Origin of the sequence: Streptomyces sp. NPDC088794 (genome assembly GCF_044750545.1) — a bacterium.
GTDB lineage: Bacteria > Actinomycetota > Actinomycetes > Streptomycetales > Streptomycetaceae > Streptomyces.
This window is the reverse complement of sequence record NZ_JBIVKB010000001.1, coordinates 782,025-803,282: the sequence shown is the minus strand read 5'-3', so window position 1 is coordinate 803,282 and position 21,258 is coordinate 782,025. Positions and strand designations below refer to the sequence as shown.

At 71.5% G+C, this 21,258-nt stretch carries 21 protein-coding genes; 15 read left to right on the top strand and 6 right to left on the bottom strand.

The genetic code is table 11. From position 1 onward, the window contains the following. Positions 1-181: 181 nt before the first annotated feature. From ACIP6U_RS03670 to ACIP6U_RS03660, 3 genes are all read left to right on the top strand, one after another. Positions 182-1,153, top strand: coding sequence for a multicopper oxidase domain-containing protein (locus tag ACIP6U_RS03670; RefSeq protein WP_401712366.1), 972 nt, complete (start codon positions 182-184; stop codon positions 1,151-1,153). Positions 1,154-1,167: 14 nt separating this feature from the next. Next, positions 1,168-2,103, top strand: a complete 936-nt coding sequence (locus ACIP6U_RS03665; protein ID WP_401712363.1) for an ornithine cyclodeaminase family protein — start codon at positions 1,168-1,170, stop codon at positions 2,101-2,103. Between the two features lie 163 nt (positions 2,104-2,266). Beyond that, the gene (locus ACIP6U_RS03660; RefSeq protein WP_401712360.1) at positions 2,267-3,349 is read left to right on the top strand and encodes a LacI family DNA-binding transcriptional regulator; all 1,083 of its coding nucleotides are present in this window, start codon (positions 2,267-2,269) and stop codon (positions 3,347-3,349) included. A gap of 57 nt (positions 3,350-3,406) precedes the next feature. Here ACIP6U_RS03660 and ACIP6U_RS03655 read toward each other — a convergent pair whose 3' ends face one another. Beyond that, positions 3,407-4,192: a VOC family protein gene (locus ACIP6U_RS03655; RefSeq protein WP_401712357.1), complete on the bottom strand. Its 786-nt coding sequence runs from the start codon at positions 4,190-4,192 to the stop codon at positions 3,407-3,409. A 266-nt stretch (positions 4,193-4,458) separates the two neighbouring features. On the opposite strand from ACIP6U_RS03655, the gene ACIP6U_RS03650 reads away from it, so the two are divergent. Continuing rightward, a complete protein-coding gene (locus ACIP6U_RS03650; RefSeq protein WP_124001983.1) occupies positions 4,459-4,704 on the top strand; it encodes a WhiB family transcriptional regulator in 246 nt (81 codons plus the stop codon). Between the two features lie 134 nt (positions 4,705-4,838). Here ACIP6U_RS03650 and ACIP6U_RS03645 read toward each other — a convergent pair whose 3' ends face one another. The 3 genes from ACIP6U_RS03645 to ACIP6U_RS03635 all read right to left on the bottom strand — a co-directional run bounded on the left by ACIP6U_RS03645 (position 4,839) and on the right by ACIP6U_RS03635 (position 8,603). Next, positions 4,839-5,813, bottom strand: a complete 975-nt coding sequence (locus ACIP6U_RS03645; protein WP_401712354.1) for an acyl-ACP desaturase — start codon at positions 5,811-5,813, stop codon at positions 4,839-4,841. 268 nt (positions 5,814-6,081) lie between these two features. Continuing rightward, positions 6,082-6,858, bottom strand: a complete 777-nt coding sequence (gene ddaH / locus ACIP6U_RS03640; protein ID WP_401712351.1) for a dimethylargininase — start codon at positions 6,856-6,858, stop codon at positions 6,082-6,084. A gap of 125 nt (positions 6,859-6,983) precedes the next feature. Beyond that, on the bottom strand, positions 6,984-8,603 hold the full coding sequence (locus tag ACIP6U_RS03635) for an ABC-F family ATP-binding cassette domain-containing protein (RefSeq protein WP_401712348.1): 1,620 nt from the start codon (positions 8,601-8,603) through the stop codon (positions 6,984-6,986). Positions 8,604-8,919: 316 nt separating this feature from the next. Between ACIP6U_RS03635 and ACIP6U_RS03630 the strand changes: the two genes are divergently transcribed. Beyond that, positions 8,920-9,558 carry a GPP34 family phosphoprotein gene (locus ACIP6U_RS03630; RefSeq protein ID WP_401712345.1) on the top strand — a complete coding sequence of 213 codons (639 nt, stop codon included), beginning with the start codon at positions 8,920-8,922 and terminating at the stop codon, positions 9,556-9,558. 96 nt (positions 9,559-9,654) lie between these two features. After that, complete coding sequence (locus ACIP6U_RS03625) at positions 9,655-10,491, top strand: isocitrate lyase/phosphoenolpyruvate mutase family protein (protein ID WP_401712342.1); 837 nt, start codon at positions 9,655-9,657, stop codon at positions 10,489-10,491. Positions 10,492-10,504: 13 nt separating this feature from the next. On the opposite strand, the gene ACIP6U_RS03620 is transcribed toward ACIP6U_RS03625, so the two are convergent. Continuing rightward, a complete protein-coding gene (locus tag ACIP6U_RS03620) occupies positions 10,505-10,921 on the bottom strand; it encodes an SsgA family sporulation/cell division regulator (RefSeq protein WP_401712339.1) in 417 nt (138 codons plus the stop codon). Between the two features lie 273 nt (positions 10,922-11,194). Here ACIP6U_RS03620 and ACIP6U_RS03615 point away from each other — a divergent pair, with 273 nt between their 5' ends. From ACIP6U_RS03615 to mmpA, 4 genes are all read left to right on the top strand, one after another. Further along, positions 11,195-12,271, top strand: coding sequence for a WD40/YVTN/BNR-like repeat-containing protein (locus ACIP6U_RS03615; RefSeq protein WP_401712336.1), 1,077 nt, complete (start codon positions 11,195-11,197; stop codon positions 12,269-12,271). A 54-nt stretch (positions 12,272-12,325) separates the two neighbouring features. Continuing rightward, a complete protein-coding gene (locus tag ACIP6U_RS03610) occupies positions 12,326-12,655 on the top strand; it encodes a plasmid stabilization protein (RefSeq protein ID WP_401712333.1) in 330 nt (109 codons plus the stop codon). A gap of 47 nt (positions 12,656-12,702) precedes the next feature. Beyond that, on the top strand, positions 12,703-13,398 hold the full coding sequence (locus ACIP6U_RS03605; RefSeq protein WP_401712330.1) for an endonuclease V: 696 nt from the start codon (positions 12,703-12,705) through the stop codon (positions 13,396-13,398). 129 nt (positions 13,399-13,527) lie between these two features. Continuing rightward, complete coding sequence (gene mmpA, locus ACIP6U_RS03600) at positions 13,528-13,674, top strand: morphogenic membrane protein MmpA (RefSeq protein WP_401712917.1); 147 nt, start codon at positions 13,528-13,530, stop codon at positions 13,672-13,674. A gap of 40 nt (positions 13,675-13,714) precedes the next feature. Here the strand turns inward: mmpA and ACIP6U_RS03595 are convergent, their stop codons facing one another. After that, positions 13,715-14,893 carry a saccharopine dehydrogenase family protein gene (locus ACIP6U_RS03595; protein ID WP_401712327.1) on the bottom strand — a complete coding sequence of 393 codons (1,179 nt, stop codon included), beginning with the start codon at positions 14,891-14,893 and terminating at the stop codon, positions 13,715-13,717. A gap of 91 nt (positions 14,894-14,984) precedes the next feature. Here ACIP6U_RS03595 and ACIP6U_RS03590 point away from each other — a divergent pair, with 91 nt between their 5' ends. The 5 genes from ACIP6U_RS03590 to ACIP6U_RS03570 all read left to right on the top strand — a co-directional run bounded on the left by ACIP6U_RS03590 (position 14,985) and on the right by ACIP6U_RS03570 (position 21,256). Continuing rightward, a complete protein-coding gene (locus tag ACIP6U_RS03590) occupies positions 14,985-15,365 on the top strand; it encodes an MmcQ/YjbR family DNA-binding protein (protein ID WP_401712324.1) in 381 nt (126 codons plus the stop codon). A 154-nt stretch (positions 15,366-15,519) separates the two neighbouring features. Further along, entirely contained in the window at positions 15,520-16,650 is a 1,131-nt protein-coding gene (locus ACIP6U_RS03585) for a CaiB/BaiF CoA transferase family protein (RefSeq protein ID WP_401712321.1), read from the top strand. Next, positions 16,647-17,789, top strand: a complete 1,143-nt coding sequence (locus ACIP6U_RS03580) for an acyl-CoA dehydrogenase family protein (RefSeq protein ID WP_401712318.1) — start codon at positions 16,647-16,649, stop codon at positions 17,787-17,789. The genes ACIP6U_RS03585 and ACIP6U_RS03580 overlap by 4 nt, the downstream gene beginning before the upstream one ends. A 21-nt stretch (positions 17,790-17,810) precedes the next feature. Continuing rightward, positions 17,811-19,025, top strand: coding sequence for an acetyl-CoA C-acetyltransferase (locus tag ACIP6U_RS03575; protein WP_401712315.1), 1,215 nt, complete (start codon positions 17,811-17,813; stop codon positions 19,023-19,025). Positions 19,026-19,081: 56 nt separating this feature from the next. Beyond that, positions 19,082-21,256 carry a 3-hydroxyacyl-CoA dehydrogenase NAD-binding domain-containing protein gene (locus tag ACIP6U_RS03570; protein WP_401712312.1) on the top strand — a complete coding sequence of 725 codons (2,175 nt, stop codon included), beginning with the start codon at positions 19,082-19,084 and terminating at the stop codon, positions 21,254-21,256. The last annotated feature ends 2 nt before the right edge of the window (positions 21,257-21,258 follow it).

Genomic DNA, 21,258 nt, shown 5'->3' with positions numbered 1-21,258 from the left:
CCTCGGTCACAGCGGCAACGGCAAGGAAGCTAGACGGCTTTGCTCGGCTCGCCAATACCTATGACCGGGATCCCACGAACTTTGTCCTGAGTGTGGAAAAACGGCGGAAGGGCCGCTACCGTCTCACAGGTTCATCACAGGTGCACCTCCGCAAATTCCTTACCAGGGTGGGGAGTTCCGCATGGACAGACGCGGGTTCAACAGACGGGTGCTGCTCGGCGGCGCGGCCGTCGCGACATCGTTGTCCCTCGCGCCGGAGGCCGTGAGCGCCGCAGCTCCGGCGAAGACCGCCCCGGCCGGGGGAGAGGTCAAACGCATCAAGCTGTACGCCGAGCGCCTTGCCGGCGGGCAGATGGGCTACGGCCTGGAGAAGGGCAAGGCCTCGATCCCCGGGCCGCTCATCGAACTGAACGAGGGCGACACCCTGCACATCGAGTTCGAGAACACCATGGACGTGGCCGCCAGCCTGCACGTGCACGGCCTGGACTACGAAATCTCCAGCGACGGCACCAAGTTGAACCGCAGCGACGTCGAGCCCGGCGGCACCCGCACCTACACCTGGCGCACCCACGCGCCGGGCCGCCGCGCCGACGGCACCTGGCGGGCGGGCAGCGCCGGTTACTGGCACTACCACGACCATGTCGTCGGCACCGAGCACGGCACCAGCGGCATCCGCAACGGCCTCTACGGCCCGGTGATCGTGCGCCGCAAGGGAGACGTCCTGCCGGACCGGACGTACACGATCGTCTTCAACGACATGAGCATCAACAACCGACCCGCCCACTCCGGGCCCGACTTCGAGGCCACCGTCGGTGACCGGGTCGAGTTCGTGATGATCACGCACGGCGAGTACTACCACACCTTCCACATGCACGGGCATCGCTGGGCGGACAACCGCACGGGCCTGCTGACCGGCCCGGACGACCCCAGCCAGGTCGTCGACAACAAGATCGTCGGCCCGGCGGACTCCTTCGGTTTCCAGGTGGTCGCGGGGGAGGGCGTCGGGGCGGGCGCGTGGATGTACCACTGCCATGTCCAGAGCCACTCCGACATGGGGATGGTGGGGCTGTTCCTGGTGAAGAAGACGGACGGCACGATTCCCGGCTACGAGCCGCACGACCCCCATGACCCGCACGCTGCGCACGCGCACTGACGGATCATGGGCGGGTGACGTTTGTACTGACGCGAAGTGATCTGGAAGCCGTCCTGGAGTTCGAGGACTGCCTCGACGCGCTGCGGACTGGTTTTCGGGCGCCTGCGCAGGCGGTCGTGGGGCAGCGGGTGCGGACGGACCTGCCGTTCCCGGGCACGGCCACCGCGCTGATCCCGGGGCTGCTGCCCGGCATCGACGCCTACACGGTGAAGGTCAACGCCAAGTTCCCGGGCGCCCGGCCCGCGCTGCGCGGAGTGATCTGCCTGCACGCGGGGACGGACGGCGAACTCCTCGCCCTGCTCGACTCGGCGACGGTCACCGCCTGGCGGACGGGCCTGGCGGCGGCCCTGGGCACCGACGTCCTCGCCGGTCCGGGTGAGTCGGTGGCGGTGATCGGCGCGGGCGCGCAAGCGGACTTGATGCTTCGCGGACTACGGGCCCTGGGACGGCCGTACCCGGACCTCGTCGTCCACGACACGGACGACGAGCGCGCCACCGCCTTCGCCGCGCGGCACGGAGGCCGGGCGGTCGGCTCGGCGCCGGAGGCCGCGGCGAGCGCCGACACGCTGCTGCTGGCCACCTGGTCGACACAGCCACTGCTGCGGCTCGCGGACACCCGCGCCGGCCAGCACTTCACCAGCCTCGGCGCGGACGAGCCCGGCAAAAAGGAACTCGGCGCCGACCTGCTCGACAACGCCCTGCTCGTCGTCGACGACCGCGAACTCGCCGCCGACATGGGCGCGTTGGCCGCGGCCGGCCTCCCGGCGACGGCCGCCGACGCGACACTCGGCGAGGTGCTGCGGGGCGAGCGTCCCGGTCGGACGAGCGACGAACAGCGGTCCGTGTACGCGCCGGTGGGTTTGCCGTGGCAGGACCTGGCACTGGCCTGGGTGGCGTACGAGAGGGCGGTACGGGAGGGAGTGGGGCGACGGGTGGATCTGCTGGCGTGAGGGGTGGCCCGCGGCGGATCACGCGGTGGCGGGCGAGGGCGGTGCCGTCCGGGTGCGTCAGGCGTGTCCTCCGTGAACGCCCTTTTCTCGTGATGCGAGAGCGCTCTCTCTCCGTTCCCCACCGGGCGTTATCCTGATCCGCAACCACCGAGGAGGCCCCGAAGTGAGCGACACCGCACCACGCCCCACGCTGGAGGCCGTGGCCGCGCGGGCCGGGGTCTCGCGGGCCACCGCGTCCCGGGTCGTGAACGGTGGGGACGGGGTCAGGGAGCCGCTCGTCGAGCGGGTGCGCAAGGCGGTCGAGGAACTCGGATACGTGCCGAACCAGGCCGCGCGCAGCCTGGTGACCCGGCGCCACGACGCCGTCGCCGTGGTCATCGCCGAGCCGGAGACCCGGGTCTTCGCCGACCCCTTCTTCGCCCTGCAACTGCGCGGTATCAGCAAGGAGTTGACCGCTCACGACAATCAACTCGTGTTGCTGCTCATCGAGGGGCGTGACGATCACGCGCGGGTGGGCCGGTATTTGGCCGGCGGCCATGTCGACGGCGCCCTCGTCTTCTCGCTGCACCTCGACGACCCGCTGCCGGGGCTGCTCCAGCACGCCGGTGTGCCGACCGTGTTCGGCGGCCGGCCCGGCTGGAGCGACGGCAAGGGCGGCCCGGAGTACGTCGACTGCGACAACCGCGACGGCGCCCGTACGGCCGTACGCCATCTCGTCGGTCTTGGCCGCACCCGCATCGCGCACATCACCGGGCCCCTGGACCAGACGTCCGCCGCGGATCGGCTCGACGGGTTCCGGGACGTCATGACCGACGTCGACCCGGGACTGATCGTCGAGAGCGACTTCACCCCGGCCGGCGGCGAGCAGGCGATGCGGGAACTGCTCGACCGGCGCCCCGACCTGGACGCCGTGTTCGCCGCCAACGACCTCACCGCCGCCGGCGCGATGCGGGTGCTGCGCGAACGTGGGCGGCGGGTGCCGCAGGACGTCGCCGTGATCGGCTTCGACGACGTGGGGCCGGTGGCCGAGCAGACCGATCCGCCGCTCACGACGGTCCGCCAGGACATCGAGGAGATGGGCCGGTTGATGGCCCGTCTGCTGCTGCGCCGCCTCGACCACCGCGAAGGCGACGACACGGCCGGCAGTCTCAGGGAGGTCGGGACCACCGGGACCGTCGAGATCTCGGAGGGCGCGCCGTCCGGCATCGTCCTGCCGACGACACTGGTACGGCGCGCCTCCGCGTAGGTCTGTCCCTCGGCTCGGCCCCTCGGTCGGCTCTCGCCCTTCAACCGGTCGTGCTGCTCAGCCCTGCTGCTCCGCGTTCCTGATCACCGCGAAGCGTGCCCCGTACGGGTCGGCGAGCCTGGCGACGCGGCCGACGCCCTCGATGTCCGTGGCGGGGACACGGATCTCGCCGCCCAGTTCCCGCGCCTTGGCGACCACGGCGTCCACGTCCGTGACCTCGATGTACGGCAGCCAGTACGCGGTGTCCTCATTCGGGTCGTCGGCCAGCGGGACGATGCCGCCGAACATGGAGTCCTCGTCGGCTCCGGCCGGGTTGACGGTCGTGTACGTGCCGCCCGGGAAGTTCACCGCGGCCGTCTCCAGGCCGAGCGTCTCGTGGTAGAACCAGGCGGCCGCCGCGATGTCCGGCGTGTAGAGCTCGACCCAGGACAGCGAGCCGGGCTCGTTCGCCACGTCGAGGCCCTTGAGCCGGCCCGGCTGCCAGATGCCGAACGGCACGCTCGCCTTGTCCGCGAGGATCGCCATGTGGCCCTCGCCCATGACGTCCATCGGCGGCATGAGCACGCTGCCGTGCGACTGCTCGGCGGCCTTCGCGGTGGCCTCCGCGCCCGCGCTCTGGAAGTAGACGGTCCAGGAGGGAGGGCCCTGCTCGGGCGTCGTCTGCATGCCGCCGGCCACGGTCTTTCCGTCCAGCTGGAAGAAGCCGTAGCCGCCGGCCTCGGGTCCCGCCGACTGGAACCGCCAGCCGAAGACACCGCCGTAGAAGGAGATGGCGCCGTCGATGTCGGATGTGCCGACATCGATCCAGTTCGGTGCGCCGTTGACGAAACGGGTGGTGAGCATGTGCGCCCTCCTCGGAAGGGTCCCGTTCTCTGCTCTGCCGAGTCTTGCACCGCCCACTGACAATCGCCGCCGTACCGGCGTGAAGGACGCGTATGGACCTGGCGTACCGGCGCCGACTCCGTGGATTTCACATCCCGCCGCGCCGTGCCGCGCGCCGCCGTGCGCTGGTGTGTGCCGTGGGTCACCATCGGATGGCCGGAGGCCTCGGGGCATGGCGTTGATCCCGCGTTGATCGAACGTTTTTCGAGTTCCGGCACGATCTCGCCATGCACATCGACACCATGACCCCGGCCGACCCCGGCTGGCAGGCCCAGGCGCTCTGCGCGCAGACCGGGGCGGAGTTCTTCTTCCCCGAGCCGGGCAGCTCGGTACGTGAGGCGAAGCGCATCTGCGGCATGTGCGAGATGCGCACCGCCTGTCTCGACTACGCCCTGGCGAACGACGAGCGCTTCGGTGTCTGGGGCGGCCTGTCGGAGAAGGAGCGACTGGAACTCAGGCGGAATCGCACCTGACGCCCGCCCGGTCTGAGCGCACCTGACGCCCACCCGGCCCGACCGCACCTGACGCACGCCCTGCCCGGCCGCGGACGACGACGCGGCCGGCACGGGCGTTCCCGTACCGGCCGCGTGCACGCGTGCGTGCCGTCTCAGCCCGCGGCGCGCGCCGCCATGCGGGCCTTGCGAGTGGCGAGCTTCTCGTCGAACTTCGCGGCCTCCGCGTCCAGGCCGCCCATGAACAGACCGAGCTCGTTCTGCGCCTGCTGCCCCTCGGGGCCCAGGCCGTCGATGTCCATGACCTTCAGGTAGCGCAGCACCGGCTGGATCACGTCGTCGTGGTGGATACGCAGGTTGTAGACCTCGCCGATCGCCATCTGCGCGGCGGACCGCTCGAAGCCGGGCATCCCGTGACCGGGCATCCGGAAGTTCACCACGACGTCCCGCACGGCCTGCATGGTCAGGTCGGGGGCCAGGTCGAAGGCGGCCTTCAGGAGGTTACGGTAGAAGACCATGTGGAGATTCTCGTCGGTCGCGATGCGGGCCAGCATGCGGTCGCAGACCGGGTCGCCGGACTGGTGGCCGGTATTGCGGTGCGAGACGCGGGTGGCCAGCTCCTGGAAGGCGACGTAGGCGACCGAGTGCAGCATCGAGTGCCGGTTGTCCGACTCGAAGCCCTCGCTCATGTGGGCCATGCGCAGCGCTTCCAGCTTGTCCGGGTCCACCGCGCGCGAGGCGAGCAGGTAGTCGCGCATCACGATGCCGTGGCGGCCCTCCTCGGCGGTCCAGCGGTGCACCCAGGTGCCCCAGGCGCCGTCGCGGCCGAAGAGCGAGGCGATCTCGTGGTGGTAGCTGGGCAGGTTGTCCTCGGTCAGCAGGTTCACGACCAGCGCGATGCGGCCGATCTCGGTGACCTTCGACTGCCCCTTGTCCCAGGCCTCGCCGTCCTCGAAGAGGCCGGGGAAGTTACGGCCGTCCGACCACGGCACGTACTCGTGCGGCATCCAGTCCTTGGTGACGCTCAGGTGCCGGTTGAGTTCCTTCTCGACCACTTCCTCCAGCGCGTACAGCAGTCGGGCGTCGGTCCAGACGGAAGGGCTGCCGAGGTGCGGGGAGGTGATCGTCACGGGAACTCCAGGGGGACGGGCGACAAAGACGGAACAGAGCGGGACCGGGCGGGACCGGGTGGAACTGAGCGGGACGGAGCCGGGTGGGTCCGGCGAGCGGTGCCGGAACCTACGGCATCGTAGGCTACGTATCCGTAGGTTACGTTGCCGTAGGTTAAGTGGGGTGTAAAGAGCCCTGCTCAGGCCCTGTTCCCCGGTCTTTCGGGGGCATGCCAAAAAGGTCCAGGACCCGCAGGTCCCAGGGCCGTACGGGTGAAGCGATCACCCATCAGGCGTACAGCTCGCGGAGCCGGACCGAGAGGCACGTCACACAGCCTTCGAGCTTCTCGAACTCACTGATGTCCACCAGCACCGGCTGGTGGCCGAGGTCGGCGAACAGCTCCGCCGTCTTCGGCGCGCTCGCCGCCATCAGCAGCTTGTCGCCGCCCAGGAGCACCACGTGCGCGCCCGACTCCTCGGGGACCGACAGGAAGCGCGGGAACAGGGACGGGCGGTCCACCAGCGGGATGTGCCCGACGACCGTCCCGTCGGGCAGCGCCGTGACCGCCGACTTCAGATGCAGCACCTTGCTCACCGGCACGGTGACGACCCGCGCCCCGAGCGGTTCGAAGGCGGCCCGCAGCTGCTGGACGCCGACCGCGTTGGTCCGTCCGCCGCGGCCGACGTAGATCGTGTCACCGACCTTCAGGACGTCGCCGCCGTCCAGCGTGCCCGGGTCCCAGATCCAGTTGACCGAGCAGCCGAGGCGGGCCACGGCCTCCTCGACCCCGAGGGTCTCCTCGCGCCGGGACTCGGCGCCGGAGCGGGCGATCAGCGCGACGTTCTTGTACATGACGACGGCGTCCTCGACGAACACCGAGTCGGGGCAGTCGTCGGCCGGGTCCACCTCCAACGTGTCCCAGCCGTGCGCGCGCAGCGTCTCCCCGTACGTCTCCCACTGCTCAAGCGCGAGGTCGGCGTCGATCTTCTCCCGTTCGATGTGCGTCACCAGACCTTCGGCGAGGCGCGGGCTCGGGCGGCGGACGAGAGCCTTCTTGCTGGGCACGTCAGGACTTCCTCACGGCGGACGGTGGACCGGGCCCGTGGTGCGGGCCCGGTCCGGCCATCATGCAGGGCCCTCCCGTGCGTAGAAAACCCCCCTTGCCATGCTGTGCCCCTCCTGCAACGCGCTCATCCGACCTCCGCCGGCTCCGTCTCGCGCAGCTCGCCGTCAAGGAGCAGCCAGCGCGTGATGCCGATCGACTCCAGGAACGGCAGGTCGTGGGAGGCCACGATCAGCGCCCCTTCGTACGACTCCAGCGCGGTGGTCAGCTGCCGGACGCTCGCCATGTCGAGGTTGTTGGTCGGCTCGTCGAGCATGAGCAGCTGCGGGGCCGGCTCGGCCAGCATCAGCGCGGCCAGCGCCGCCCGGAAGCGTTCGCCGCCGGACAGCGTCGCCGCCTTCTGGTCGGCCCGGGCGCCCCGGAACAGGAAGCGGGCCAGGCGGGCCCGGATCCGGTTGTTGGTGGCGCCCGGCGCGAACCGGGCCACGTTCTCGACGACCGACAGCTCGCCGTCCAGGACATCGAGCCGCTGCGGCAGAAAACGCAGCGGCACGTGCGCGTGCGCCTCGCCCGACACCGGCGCCAGCTCCCCGGCGATCGTGCGCAGCAGCGTCGTCTTGCCCGCGCCGTTGCGCCCGATCAGCGCGACCCGCTCGGGACCGCGCAGATCCAGCCCGCCCGCCACCCGCGCGCCGTAGGCGAGTTCCAGGTCCAGCAGGGTCAGGACGTCACGGCCCTGCGGTACGGCCGTGTACGGCAGGTCGACGCGGATCTCGTCGTCGTCGCGCACGGCCTCCACCGCGTCGTCGAGCCGCTCCTTGGCCTCGGCCAGCCGCTCCTCGTGCATGATGCGGTGCTTGCCCGCGGACTCCTGTGCCGCCCGCTTGCGCGCGCCCATGACGATCTTCGGCTCGCGCTTCTGGTCCCACATCTTCTGGCCGTACCGCTTGCGGCGGGCCAACTTCATCTGGGCGTCGGCCAGTTCGCGCTTCTGCTTGCGCAGGTCGGACTCCGCGACCCGCACCATGCGCTCGGCCGCCTCCTGTTCGGTGGCCAGCGCCTCCTCGTACGCGGAGAAGTTGCCGCCGTACCAGGTGACCTCGCCGCCCCGCAGGTCGGCGATCTGGTCGACCAGGTCGAGGAGTTCACGGTCGTGGCTGACCACGACCATGACCCCGGACCAGGACGACACGGCCGCGTACAGCCGTCGGCGCGCGTACAGGTCGAGGTTGTTGGTCGGCTCGTCCAGGAGCAGCACGTCCGGGCGGCGCAGCAGCAGGGCCGCCAGGCGCAGCAGCACGGACTCGCCGCCCGAGAGTTCGCCGACCGTGCGGTCCAACTCGATGTGGCCGAGCCCGAGTTCGCCGAGCGTGGCGAGCGCGCGCTCCTCCACGTCCCAGTCGTCGCCGACCGTCTCGAAGTGCTCCTCCGACACGTCACCCGCCTCGATGGCGTGCAGCGCGGCCCGCCGGGCGGCGATGCCGAGGGCCTCGTCGACGCGCAGCCGGGTGTCGAGCGTGACGTTCTGCGGGAGATGGCCGACCTCGCCCGCGACCCGCACCAGGCCTTCGGCCGGCGTGAGTTCACCGGCGATCAGCTTCAACAGGGTCGATTTTCCTGATCCGTTGACACCGACGAGCCCGGTCCGGCCGGGACCGAAGGCGACGTCGAGGTCCTCGAAGACGGGGGTGCCGTCGCGCCAGGCGAAGGAGAGGGACGTACAGGCGATGGACATGGTCGTAGACATAAGGGCGCCTCGCGATTGCTTGATGCGGTGATGGGCAAACGCGTATCGAGACACCGGAGGCGGCGACGGGGAGGGAGGGAGCGGGACACAGCCCTGGGGCCATGAAGAAGCCCCGCTCCGTCGGGACGGCTCGAATGCCGAGGTCGCACGCGGCACACACACCACAGACGGGTGGGTGGCTCGGTGTCTCAGAACCTCAGACGAGCAACGTCCTTCTCCAATCGACGGCAACAGGACCGTCGTCAACGGTACGAACGCGCCCGATCGCTGTCAACGAATTAACGTGAGCCTCGATCGCCCCCTGAAGGAGACCCCCGTGTCCGACGGTTCGCTCTCGCTCCCCGCCCTGCTCTACCTGGTCGCCTGGGACACCGGGACGGGCGAGGCCGCCGGCGCCGCCCCGCTGGTCCGGGCCGGTGCCCTGGTCGAACTGGCCCGGCGCGGTCTCCTCGTCGACGAGGACGACATCGTCACGCCCGTCGACATGGACGCCATGACCGGGGACGACCCGCTCGACGAGCTCCTGGAACTGGTCCGCGAGTCCCGGCCGCACGGCTGGCGGGCGTGGGTCACGCTCCACGCGCGCGAGACGGCGGACGCGATGCGGGAGCAGCTGACCGCCGACGGCTATCTGCGCACCGAACGGAAGCGGGTCCTCGGCGTCTTCCCGGGCGTGGAGCACCGCCTCGACCGGGTCGCCGACGTGGCCGCGCTGCGCGAGGAGACCCAGGAGGTCCTGGACGGGCCGGTCCCCGTCACGGAGGTCCCGGAGCGGGACGCGACCGCCGCCGTCCTGGCCGCCGCGGCCGAGCTGGGCACCCTCACCCCGGTCAAGGACCCGGAGCGCGTCGAGCAGCTGGTCGCGCACGCCGGGGCGGGCGTGCCCGGGTTGCGGAAGGTGGTCGACGAGGTGCGTACGGCGGTCACGCCGGTGCCCGCGGCGGCGGGGGAGTAGGGCGCCCCCACGCTTCCTCGACCGGCTTCCCGAGGGCCACGTACATGTCGGATTCCTGCCAGCCCCCAGCCCGCCGCGGCTGGTTGGCTGGGCGGCATGACGACCGAGAACCCCCTCCGCGACCGCGCTCTCGCCTTCCGCTCGCTGCACGTCCCGGGCGATCCGCTCGTCCTGCCCAACGCCTGGGACACCGCGAGCGCCCGCATCGTCGAGGACGCCGGTGCCGCCGCCGTCGCGACCACCAGCGCCGGGCTCGCCTGGGCGCTCGGCGCGGCGGACGGCGACCGGCTGGACCGCGACGGGGCCCTGGCGGCCGTCGCGCGCATCGTCGCCGCGGTGGACGTGCCCGTCAGCGCGGACATCGAGAGCGGCTACGCGCGCGACGCGGCCGGGGTCGCCGACACGATCCGCGCGGTGATCGCGGCCGGGGCGGTCGGCGTGAACATCGAGGACGCGCTGTACGAGGCCGGGGCGGGGCCGCTGCGGCCGGTGGCGGAACAGGCCGAGCGCATCGCCGCAGCGCGTGCGGCGGCCGACTCGGCGGGTGTGCCGCTGTTCGTGAACGCCCGTATCGACACGTTCCTGCGCGGTGATGGGGAGGTGGACGTCACCCTGGAGCGGGCCGCCGCCTTCCTCGCCGCGGGCGCCGACGGGATCTTCGTCCCCGGGGCCGTCGAGCCGGGGACGGTCAAGCTCCTCGCCGACGGGATCGAGGGGCCGCTGAACGTGATGGTCCATCCGGGTGCGGCACCGGTGGCCGAACTGGCCGCGCTCGGCGTCGCGCGCGTGAGCGCCGGTTCCGGGCTCGCGCAGGCCGCGCACGCCCTGGTCCGCCGTGCCGCGCGGGAGCTGCTGGACACGGGGACGTACGAGACGCTGGCGGACGGGCTCGACTACGGCGAGCTCAACCGCCTGCTGGGGGCCGTGCGCTAGGTCGGGGCAGCGCCTAGCAGGCGTCCCGCATGAGCTCGGCCAGGTCGTGGTCGAGGTCGAGGTGGAGGTGTTCGAAGCCCACGGGCACCAGGTCGCTGGTGGCCTGGAGGAACCGGCGTATCTCCTCCGAGTGGACGTGCACCACGGCGGTGCCCTCGGGGGCGTGGAACTCCAGGACGGTGCGGTCGTACCCGTACGGCCGCACCCGGACGTCGCCGGTGCCCTCGGCGCCGTGCAGGCCGGCCGCGAGGAGTTCGCGCGCGAAGGTCCAGCAGACCTCCACGCCCTCCAGGGTGGCCGGGGCCGGGAAGGTCATACGGATCGCGAACGGGTCGCGGCGGTCGTAGTGCAGCTTGGCCGGGATGCTCGGCATGCGCGGAGCGGCCGCGACGAGGCGGGCCTCCACGGGCTGCTCGATGACGGTGATCAACGCCTTGCTCCCTCGTGACGGCTGGACGGTGGGTCGACGGATGAAGCCGGCCAATGGAAGAGACGTCGGAATCGGTCGTTCAGTGCACACAATTTGCTAGTGACCTCCGTCACCGCTTTCATTCACGGAAGTGAAACAGTCGGCCTCTCGGGTCGGGACGGCCCCTTGCGGCGGGCTCCGGACCATGTGCCGCAGCGACCGCGGCCATCTGGACGACACCCTTCCCGTCGGCTAGCTTCGCCCGCCATGAGGCCCATGGGGAAGACGCGACGCATGAGACGTACGGTTCGCACAGTGGCCGCGGGGGCGGTGAGCGCGGCGGCACTGGCCGCCCTGACCGCCGTACCGGCGCAGGCGCACGAGCCGCAGCACCGGGCGCCGCACTGGGAGCTCAAGGACACCGGGGCGTCTGACGTGCGCTTCCGGGGGCTCGCGGCCGTCGACCGCGACACCGCGTGGGTGGCCGGCACCGCGGGCACCGTGCTGCGCACCACCGACGGCGGGAAGAAGTGGCGGAACGTCTCGCCGCCGGGCGCGGCCGAGTTGCAGTTCCGGGACATCGAGGCGTTCGACGCGCGGCGCGCCGTGGTGCTGGCCATCGGCGAGGGCGAGGCGTCCCGCGTCTACCGCACCGAGGACGCGGGGCGGACCTGGACGGAGTCCTTCCGCAACACCGACGCCGCCGCCTTCTACGACTGCCTGACCTTCTTCGACAGCCGCCACGGCCTCGCCATGAGCGACCCGGTGGACGGCAAGTTCCGCATCCTGTCGACCGGCGACGGCGGCCGCTCCTGGAAGGTGCTTCCCAACGCCGGCATGCCCGCCGCGCTGGCCGGTGAGGCCGGCTTCGCCGCGAGCGGGCAGTGCCTGGTCTCCTCGGGCCCGTCCGACGTCTGGCTGGCGACCGGAGGCGGCGCCCACGCGCGCGTGCTGCACTCGGCGGACCGTGGAGTGCACTGGACGGCCACCGACACGCCGATCCCGGCGGGCGACCCGGCCAAGGGCGTCTTCGCGCTCGCCTTCCGCGACCGCACCCACGGCCTCGCGGTCGGCGGTGACTACCGCGCCGACCAGACCTCACCGCAGGCCGCCGCCCGCACCGCCGACGCAGGGCGTACCTGGCAGCCCGCCGCGCAGCCGCCGCCCGCCTACCGCTCCGGCGCCGCCTGGCTCCCGCACAGCCGCACCACCGCCCTCGCGGTCGGCCCCACCGGCACCGACCTCACCACCGACGCCGGCCGCACCTGGCACACCGTCGACACCGGCTCGTACGACACCGTGGACTGCACCGCCGACCTGTCCTGCTGGGCCGCCGGCGAACAAGGCCGGGTGGCCCGCCTGGAGCGATGACGCGTCCGCGGGAAACGGGGTACCCGGTCGTCTACGCCGAGAGGAGTGACGACCATGCCACGCGGTTCGAGCCCCAAGCGGGAACGCCAGTACGAGCACATCAAGCAGAGCGCCGAGGACCGAGGAGAGAGCACGGAGCGCGCGGAGGAGATCGCCGCGCGCACCGTCAACAAGGAACGCGCCCGCTCCGGCGAGTCGAAGACCGCGAGCCGGGTCTCGACCGAGGATATGTCCTCCGGCCGGCGCGGCGGTCAGCGCTCGCACAAGGGCGCCCAGGGGCCCACGTACGACCAGCTCTACGCGGAGGCCAAACGCCGGGGCGTCAAAGGCCGTTCGGACATGAACAAGGCCCAGTTGCAGCGCGCCCTGAGCCGCAAAAGTTGACCTGATCGTCGGCCGGTCCCGCCGGGAACCATACGCTCGTCCCCACCATGACGACCGTACGCATTCCCGCGGGCTGGCCCGCGACCGAGGAGCAGGCCCGCGCCGTCCAGGACGAACTGCGCGCCCGCGTGGTGCTCGACGAGCCCGGACCGCCGCCCGGGACCGGCTCGGTGACCGGCGTCGACGTGGCCTACGACGACGAACGGGACGTCGTCGTGGCGGCCGCCGTCGTCCTGGACGCGGCCACCCTGGACGTCGTCGCGGAGGCCACCGCGGTCGGCCGGATCTCCTTCCCGTACGTCCCCGGTCTGCTCGCCTTCCGCGAGATCCCCACCGTCCTGGCCGCCCTGGACGCGCTGCCGTGCCCGCCGGGACTGGTCGTCTGCGACGGCTACGGCCGCGCCCACCCGCGCCGCTTCGGCCTCGCCAGCCACCTGGGCGTACTCACCGGCCTGCCTACGATCGGCGTCGCCAAGAACCCGTTCACCTTCGCGTACGACGAACCCGGCACCCCGCGCGGGAGCACGTCCCCGCTCCTCGCGGGTACCGAGGAGGTCGGCCGCGCCCTGCGCACCCGGGACGCCGTCAAGCCGGTTTTCGTGTCCGTCGGCCACCGCACGGGCCTCGACGACGCCTGCGCGCACGTACTCGCCCTGACCCCCGCGTTCCGCCTCCCGGAGACGACCCGCAGGGCGGACGCCCTGTGCCGAAGTGCGCTGCGGGCGGCGACGGACGGCGGGTGAGGCGGCGGGAGTTGGGCAGGGGACGGGCGTGAACTGAGTACCCGGTCTGAGTATCTGTACGGATGTGGACGCGCCCGTCCTGTCGGCAGGCTGTGCGCCATGACGACGCACCGCATGACGACCCGCCGCATGACGAGCCGCCGCGACCCGAAGCCCCTCGCCGACCCGAACCGTCCCGTCGAGCGGGTCGTGAACCTCGCACTCGTCCTCGCCGTGCTGGCGGGCATCGGCTGGATCGGCGGGATGATCTACACGGTCGCGGGCTGGACGCTCTAGGGCCGGAACGACCGCCCTGGCACACGTCTCTCGGGCCCGGTCACCAGCTCGCCACCACCCGGAAGGTGAGGCCCGCCGCGCGCAGTCGCTCGGTCAGCGCGTCGCCCATCGCGACCGCCGTGGTGACCTGACCGGCCGTCGGCGGAAGGTCGTCGAACGCCAGGGACAGCGCGGACTCGGCGAACATCTTCGCCGTCTCGCCGTACCCCGGGTCGCCGCCCGCGACCTCCGTGAACACCCGTCGGCCGCCTCCTTCGCCGACGAACCGCACCGTGAACCAGCTCTTGGCCCGCTTCTCAGGACTCGGCCCGTCCCCGGGCTTGAACCGGTCGGACAACCAGCGCCGGGCAGCGGGCAGTTGGGCGGCCGCGAAGATCCCGCCGGTGAGCGCGATCCCGCCCACCGCGACGGGCAGATACCGGGCGGCCGCGAAATGCCGGTAGCGGAAGTCGGGACCGTAGCGCTCCAGGACCCGCGCCGACCGGCGCACGATCTGCGGGTCGATCGTCGGCAGCGGCAGCGCCCACGCGCCGATCTCCTTCGCGAACCGCGGCGCCCCCATCGGTGCCAGCGCCCGGCGCCCCACCAGCCGCGGCTCGTGCCGCTTGCGGTCCCGCTCGGCACTCAGCATCGGCCGCCAGCGCGCGAACTGGTTGAGCGCCGAGGCGAACGTGCCGCCCGAGAACATGGCGTCCGCCGTCACGTACCCGTCGACCGTCAGCGGCACCCCCTCCGGCAGCTGCCGGACCGTGAAGTACGCGCCCAGGTCGTGCGGCACCGAGTCGAACCCGCAGGCGTGCACCAGCCGGGCACCGGTCTCCCGCGCGCGTGCGTCGTGCCGGACGTAGGTGAGGTCCACGAACTCCGGCTCACCGCTGAGGTCGAGACAGTCCGCGCCGCTCTCGGCGCACGCGGCCACCAGGTCCTGACCGTGCAGCACGTACGGACCCACCGTCGTCGCCACCACGCGCGCGTGCTCGGCGAGTTCACGCAGCGAGGCCGGATCCGCGACATCGGCGCGCAGCACCCCGACCTTCCCGCCGCCGGGCAGTCGCTCGCGCAACTGTTCCAGCTTCCCCTCGTCGCGGCCCGCGATCGCCCAGCGCAGCTCCTCGGGCGCGTGCGCGGCGAGGTACTCCGCGGTCAGCGTTCCGACGAAGCCGGTGGCTCCGAAGAGAACGATGTCGTACGGACGGTCCGTCCTGTTCAGCCTGCTCATGACACCCCTCGGTCCGCGGCGCGCGCCGTTGTCGGTGGCCGAGGCTAGCGTGAAGGGTGCGGAGCCCGACGACGAGCCCGGAGGTGTGCCGGTGGCGGTGGACAGGAACGCCCTGAGGAAATGGGCGAAAGTGCGCGAGTTCGCCCTGGGGCTGCCGGGTGCCGTCGAGGAGTTCCCCTGGGGCGAGAGCGTCGCGAAGGTCAACAAGAAGGTGTTCGTCTTCCTCGGCGTCGACGACGGCAGCCATCCACTGGCCCTCACCGTGAAGCTCAAGGACGAGGAGGCGCACGCCCACGCGCTGACCTCCCCGGGCGCCGAGCCCGCGGGCTACGGCCTCGGCAAGGCGGGCTGGGTGCGGGTGCCGTTGGCGGAGAAGGGCGCGCCGGCCGCGGAGCTGCTGTGCGACTGGGTGGAGGAGAGCTACCGCACGATCGCGCCGAAGCGGCTGATATCGGAGCTGGACGGGCGCTGAGCCGCACCGGATTCCCGAGGGCGGAGCGGTACCGGATCGGTGGGGCGCGCGCGGATAATTGTCTAAGCGCTTGCTCGTTCGGGGCTTGTGCTCGATGGAACCTGTTCTTAGCATCGTCGGTGTTACATCAGTTGTGTCACACCTAGGGGGTCGGATGGCGACGACGCCAGGACAGGGACCGCTCGTCGGCGTGCGCGTGGTCGAGCTGGCCGGGATCGGGCCCGCGCCCTTCGCCGCCATGCTCCTCGCCGACCTCGGCGCGGACGTCGTCCGCGTGGACCGACCCGGCGGGGTGGGACTCGGGATCAACCCCGACTACGACGTCACCAACCGCAACAAGCGCTCGGTGATCGTCGACCTGAAGTCCCCGGACGGCCCGGCCCGCGTGCTCGACCTCGCCGAACGCGCCGACATCCTCGTCGAGGGCCTCCGCCCCGGCGTCGCCGAGCGCGTCGGCGTCGGCCCCGAGGCCTGCCACGCCCGCAACCCGCGCCTCGTCTACGGCCGCATGACGGGCTGGGGGCAGGACGGCCCCCTCGCCCACCGCGCCGGCCACGACATCGCCTACCTGGCCGTCACCGGCACCCTCGGCATGATCGGCGACGCGGACCGGCCGCCGGTCGCCCCGGCCAACCTCCTCGGCGACTACGGGGGCGGCTCTCTCTACCTGGTCGTCGGCGTCCTCGCCGCCCTCCACCACGCGCGCGTGAGCGGCGCCGGCCAGGTCGTGGACGCCGCGATCGTCGACGGCGCCTCGCATCTCGCGGCGATGATCCACGGCATGGTCGCCGCGGGCGGCTGGCAGGACCGGCGCGGCGTCAACCTCCTGGACGGCGGCTGCCCGTACTACGGCACGTACGAGACGGCCGACGGGAAGTACATGGCGGTGGGCGCCCTGGAGCCGCAGTTCTACGCGGAGTTCGTGACCCTCCTCGGCATCCCGGAGCACGCCGACGCCCGCAAGGACCTGTCCCGCTGGGGCGAGCTGCGCGAGGCCGTCGCCGCGCGGTTCCGCAGCCGTACGCGCGAGGAGTGGACGGCCGTCTTCGAGGGCGCCGACGCGTGCGTGGCGCCCGTACTGTCGCTCGGCGAGGCCCCGCACCACCCGCACCTCGCCGCCCGCGGCACCTTCACCGACCACGGCGGGATCACCCAGCCGGCCCCCGCGCCCCGCTTCTCCACGACCCCCACGACCGTGCGCACCGGGCCTGCCCGACCCGGCGCGGACACGGCCGAGGTGGCACGCGACTGGGACGTGCCCCGCCTCACCAAGGACCTGCCATGAAGCGTCAGATCTTCGCCCCCGAGCACGAGGCGTTCCGGGAGACCGTGCGGGCCTTCCTGGCCAGGGAGGTGCTGCCGCACTACGAGCAGTGGGAGAAGGACGGCATCGTCGCGCGCGAGGCCTGGCGGGCGGCCGGCAAGCAGGGGCTGCTCGGGCTCGCCGTGCCCGAGGAGTACGGGGGCGGCGGCACCGCCGATTTCCGCTACAGCGCCGTACTCGCCGAGGAGTTCACGCGCGCGGGTGCCCCCGGGATCGCCATCGGACTGCACAACGACATCATCGGCCCCTACCTCACGGGCCTCGCCACCGAGGAGCAGAAGCGCCGGTGGCTGCCCGGCTTCTGCGACGGCTCGCTGATCACGGCCATCGCGATGACCGAACCCGGCGCCGGCTCCGACCTCCAGGGCATCCGGACGCATGCCGAGGACAAGGGCGACCACTGGCTGCTCAACGGCTCCAAGACGTTCATCTCCAACGGGATCCTGGCCGACCTGGTGATCGTGGTCGCCAGGACCACGCCGGAGGGCGGTGCGCGCGGGCTGTCGCTGCTCGTCGTCGAGCGGGACACGGCCGGCTTCGAGCGCGGCCGCAACCTCGACAAGATCGGCCAGAAGGCCCAGGACACCGCCGAGTTGTTCTTCACCGACGTACGCGTCCCCAAGGGGAACCTGCTGGGCGAGCTCAACGGCGCGTTCGTGCACCTGATGACGAACCTCGCCCAGGAGCGCCTGCACATCGGCGTCGCCGCGATCGCCGCGGCCGAGCACGTCCTGGAGATCACCACCGACTACGTCAAGGAGCGCGAGGCCTTCGGCCGGCCGCTCGCCACCAAGCAGCACATCCGGTTCGAGATAGCGGAGATGGCCACCGAGTGCGCCGTCACCCGCACCTTCCTCGACCGCTGCATCGAGGAGCACGCGGACGGCGAGCTCGACGCCGTGCACGCGTCCATGGCCAAGTGGTGGGCGACCGAGCTGCAGAAGCGCGTCGCCGACCGCTGCCTCCAACTGCACGGAGGCTACGGCTACATGACCGAGTACCCCGTGGCCCGGGCGTTCACCGACGGCCGCATCCAGACCATCTACGGCGGCACGACCGAGATCATGAAGGAGATCATCGGCCGTTCCCTGCTGGGCTGACCCTCATTGAAAGGCTTCCCTGTGAGCACCGAAGCGTACGTGTACGACGCGATCCGCACCCCGCGCGGCCGAGGCAAGGCGAACGGCGCCCTGCACGGCACCAAGCCCATCGACCTGGTCGTCGGACTCATCCACGAGCTCCGCGACCGCTTCCCCGGCCTGGACCCGGCCGCGATCGACGACATCGTGCTGGGCGTCGTCAGCCCGGTCGGCGACCAGGGCTCCGACATCGCCCGGACCGCCGCGATCGTCGCCGGACTGCCGGACACGGTCGCGGGCGTGCAGGAGAACCGCTTCTGTGCTTCGGGCCTGGAAGCGGTCAACCTGGCCGCCGCCAAGGTCCGTTCGGGCTTCGAGGACCTCGTCCTGGCGGGCGGTGTCGAGTCCATGTCGCGGGTGCCGATGGCCTCCGACGGCGGTGCCTGGTTCAACGACCCGATGACCAACCTGGCGGTCAACTTCGTGCCGCAGGGCATCGGCGCCGACCTCATCGCCACCATCGAGGGCTTCACGCGGCGTGACGTCGACGAGTACGCGGCGCTCTCCCAGGAGCGTGCGGCCACCGCGTGGAAGGAGGGCCGCTTCGAGCGGTCCCTCGTGCCCGTCAAGGACCGCAGCGGCCTGGTCGTCCTCGACCACGACGAGCACCTGCGCCCCGGCACGACGGCCGACTCCCTCGCCCGGCTGAAGCCGTCCTTCGCGGACATCGGCGACCTGGGCGGCTTCGACGCCGTGGCGCTGCAGAAGTACCACTGGGTCGAGAAGATCGACCACGTCCACCACGCGGGCAACTCCTCCGGCATCGTCGACGGCGCCTCCCTGGTCGCCATCGGCACCAAGGAGGTCGGCGACCGCTACGGGCTCACCCCGCGCGCGCGGATCGTCTCCGCCGCCGTCTCCGGCTCCGAGCCCACCATCATGCTCACCGGCCCCGCCCCCGCGAGCCGCAAGGCGCTCGCCAAGGCGGGCCTGACCGTCGACGACATCGACCTCTTCGAGATGAACGAGGCCTTTGCCGCGGTCGTCCTGCGGTTCGCCAAGGACATGGGCATCTCCCTGGACAAGGTCAACGTCAACGGCGGCGCGATCTCCCTGGGCCACCCGCTCGGCGCGACCGGCGCGATGCTGCTCGGCACCCTGGTCGACGAACTGGAGCGCCAGGACAAGCGGTACGGCCTCGCCACGCTGTGCGTGGGCGGCGGCATGGGCATCGCGACAATCGTCGAACGCATCTGATTCCCGGCGGAATCGACGGACCAACAGACCTCAACGGCTTCTACGGAGACCCTGTCATGACACAGAGCACCACCATCCGCTGGGAACAGGACCGCGACGGCGTCGTCACGCTGGTCCTCGACGACCCCAACCAGTCCGCGAACACGATGAACGCGGCCTTCCGCGAGTCCCTCGCGGTGGTCACCGACCGCCTGGAGGCCGAGAAGGACTCCGTCCGCGGGATCATCTTCACCTCGGCCAAGAAGACCTTCTTCGCCGGCGGCGACCTGCGAGACCTCATCCGCGTCACCCCGGAGACCGCGCAGGAGCTGTTCGACGGCGGTCTGGCGATCAAGCGCAACCTGCGCCGCATCGAGACGCTGGGCAAGCCGGTCGTCGCCGCGATCAACGGCGCGGCCCTGGGCGGCGGTTACGAGATCGCCCTCGCCTGCCACCACCGGATCGCCCTGGACGCGCCCGGCTCCAAGATCGGCTGCCCCGAGGTCACGCTCGGCCTGCTCCCCGGAGGCGGCGGCGTCGCCCGCACGGTCCGTCTGCTCGGCATCGCCGACGCGCTGCTCAAGGTCCTCCTCCAGGGCACCCAGTACAACCCGCAACGCGCCTTGCAGAACGGCCTGATCGACGACGTGGCCGCCACCCCCGACGAACTCCTCGCCAAGGCCCGCGCCTTCATCGAGGCCCACCCCGAGTCGCAGCAGCCCTGGGACAAGCCCGGCTACCGCATCCCGGGCGGCACCCCCGCCAACCCCAAGTTCGCGGCCAACCTGCCCGCCTTCCCGGCCAACCTGCGCAAGCAGACCAACGGCGCGCCCTACCCGGCCCCGCGGGCCATCCTCGCGGCCGCGGTCGAGGGCTCCCAGGTCGACTTCGAGACCGCGCAGGTCATCGAGGCCCGCTACTTCGTCGAACTGGCCGCGGGCCAGACCTCGAAGAACATGATCCAGGCGTTCTTCTTCGACCTCCAGGCCGTCAACTCCGGCGCCAACCGACCCAAGGGCGTCGAGCCCCGCAAGGTCCGCAAGGTGGCCGTCCTGGGCGCCGGCATGATGGGCGCGGGCATCGCCTATTCATGCGCCCGCGCAGGCATCGAGGTGGTCCTCAAGGACGTATCGCCGGAAGCGGCGGCCAAGGGCAAGTCGTACTCCGAGAAACTGTGCGCCAAGGCGGTCTCCCGAGGCCGTACGACCCAGGAGAAGGCGGACACCCTTCTCGCCCGCATCACGCCCACCGCCGACCCGGCGGACCTGGCGGGCTGCGACGCGGTGATCGAGGCGGTCTTCGAGGACACGAGCCTCAAGCACAAGGTCTTCCAGGAGATCCAGCACATCGTCGAGCCGGACGCGCTCCTGTGCTCCAACACGTCGACGCTCCCGATCACCGCACTGGCCGAAGGGGTGGACCGCCAGGCGGACTTCATCGGCCTGCACTTCTTCTCACCGGTCGACAAGATGCCGCTGGTCGAGATCATCAAGGGCGAACGGACGGGCGACGAGGCGTTGGCCCGAGCCTTCGACCTGGTCCGCCAGATCAACAAGACCCCGATCGTGGTGAACGACTCCCGAGGCTTCTTCACCTCCCGGGTCATCGGCCAGTTCATCAACGAGGGCGTCGCGATGGTCGGCGAGGGCATCGAGCCCGCGTCGATCGAACAGGCCGCCGCCCAGGCCGGCTACCCCGCCAAGGTCCTCTCCCTCGTGGACGAACTGACCCTCACCCTCCCGCGCAAGATCCGCCGGGAGTCCAAGCGGGCCGTCGAGGAAGCGGGCGGCACCTGGCCCGGTCACCCCTCCGAAGCCGTCATCGACCGCATGGTCGACGACTTCGACCGCACCGGCCGCAGCGGCGGAGCGGGCTTCTACGACTACGACGCGGACGGCAAGCGAGTGGGGCTGTGGCCGGGCCTGCGCGAACACTTCACCAAGCCCGGCCACGAGATCCCCTTCGAGGACATGCAGGAACGCATGCTCTTCGCGGAGGCCCTGGACACGGTAAAGCTCATCGAGGAGGGGGTCCTCACGTCGGTGGCCGACGCCAACATCGGCTCCATCTTCGGCATCGGCTTCCCCGGCTGGACCGGCGGTGTCCTCCAGTACATCAACGGCTACGAGGGCGGGGCCGCCGGGTTCGTAGCCCGCGCCCGCGAACTGGCGGCGCGCTACGGCGAACGCTTCAACCCGCCGGCGTTGCTGGTGGAGAAGGCGGAGAAGGGGGAGCGTTTCGGGGACGCGTGATC

Coding starts and splice junctions, on each gene's coding strand:
- ACIP6U_RS03655 (WP_401712357.1), bottom strand. CDS start 4,192: ATGCTCACCACCCGTTTCGTCAACGGCGCACCGAACTGGATCGATGTC.
- ACIP6U_RS03595 (WP_401712327.1), bottom strand. CDS start 14,893: ATGAGCAGGCTGAACAGGACGGACCGTCCGTACGACATCGTTCTCTTC.
- ACIP6U_RS03570 (WP_401712312.1), top strand. CDS start 19,082: ATGACACAGAGCACCACCATCCGCTGGGAACAGGACCGCGACGGCGTC.
- ACIP6U_RS03615 (WP_401712336.1), top strand. CDS start 11,195: ATGAGACGTACGGTTCGCACAGTGGCCGCGGGGGCGGTGAGCGCGGCG.
- ACIP6U_RS03625 (WP_401712342.1), top strand. CDS start 9,655: ATGACGACCGAGAACCCCCTCCGCGACCGCGCTCTCGCCTTCCGCTCG.
- ACIP6U_RS03605 (WP_401712330.1), top strand. CDS start 12,703: ATGACGACCGTACGCATTCCCGCGGGCTGGCCCGCGACCGAGGAGCAG.
- ACIP6U_RS03635 (WP_401712348.1), bottom strand. CDS start 8,603: ATGTCTACGACCATGTCCATCGCCTGTACGTCCCTCTCCTTCGCCTGG.
- ACIP6U_RS03670 (WP_401712366.1), top strand. CDS start 182: ATGGACAGACGCGGGTTCAACAGACGGGTGCTGCTCGGCGGCGCGGCC.
- ACIP6U_RS03650 (WP_124001983.1), top strand. CDS start 4,459: ATGCACATCGACACCATGACCCCGGCCGACCCCGGCTGGCAGGCCCAG.
- ACIP6U_RS03610 (WP_401712333.1), top strand. CDS start 12,326: ATGCCACGCGGTTCGAGCCCCAAGCGGGAACGCCAGTACGAGCACATC.
- ACIP6U_RS03585 (WP_401712321.1), top strand. CDS start 15,520: ATGGCGACGACGCCAGGACAGGGACCGCTCGTCGGCGTGCGCGTGGTC.
- ACIP6U_RS03580 (WP_401712318.1), top strand. CDS start 16,647: ATGAAGCGTCAGATCTTCGCCCCCGAGCACGAGGCGTTCCGGGAGACC.
- mmpA (WP_401712917.1), top strand. CDS start 13,528: ATGACGAGCCGCCGCGACCCGAAGCCCCTCGCCGACCCGAACCGTCCC.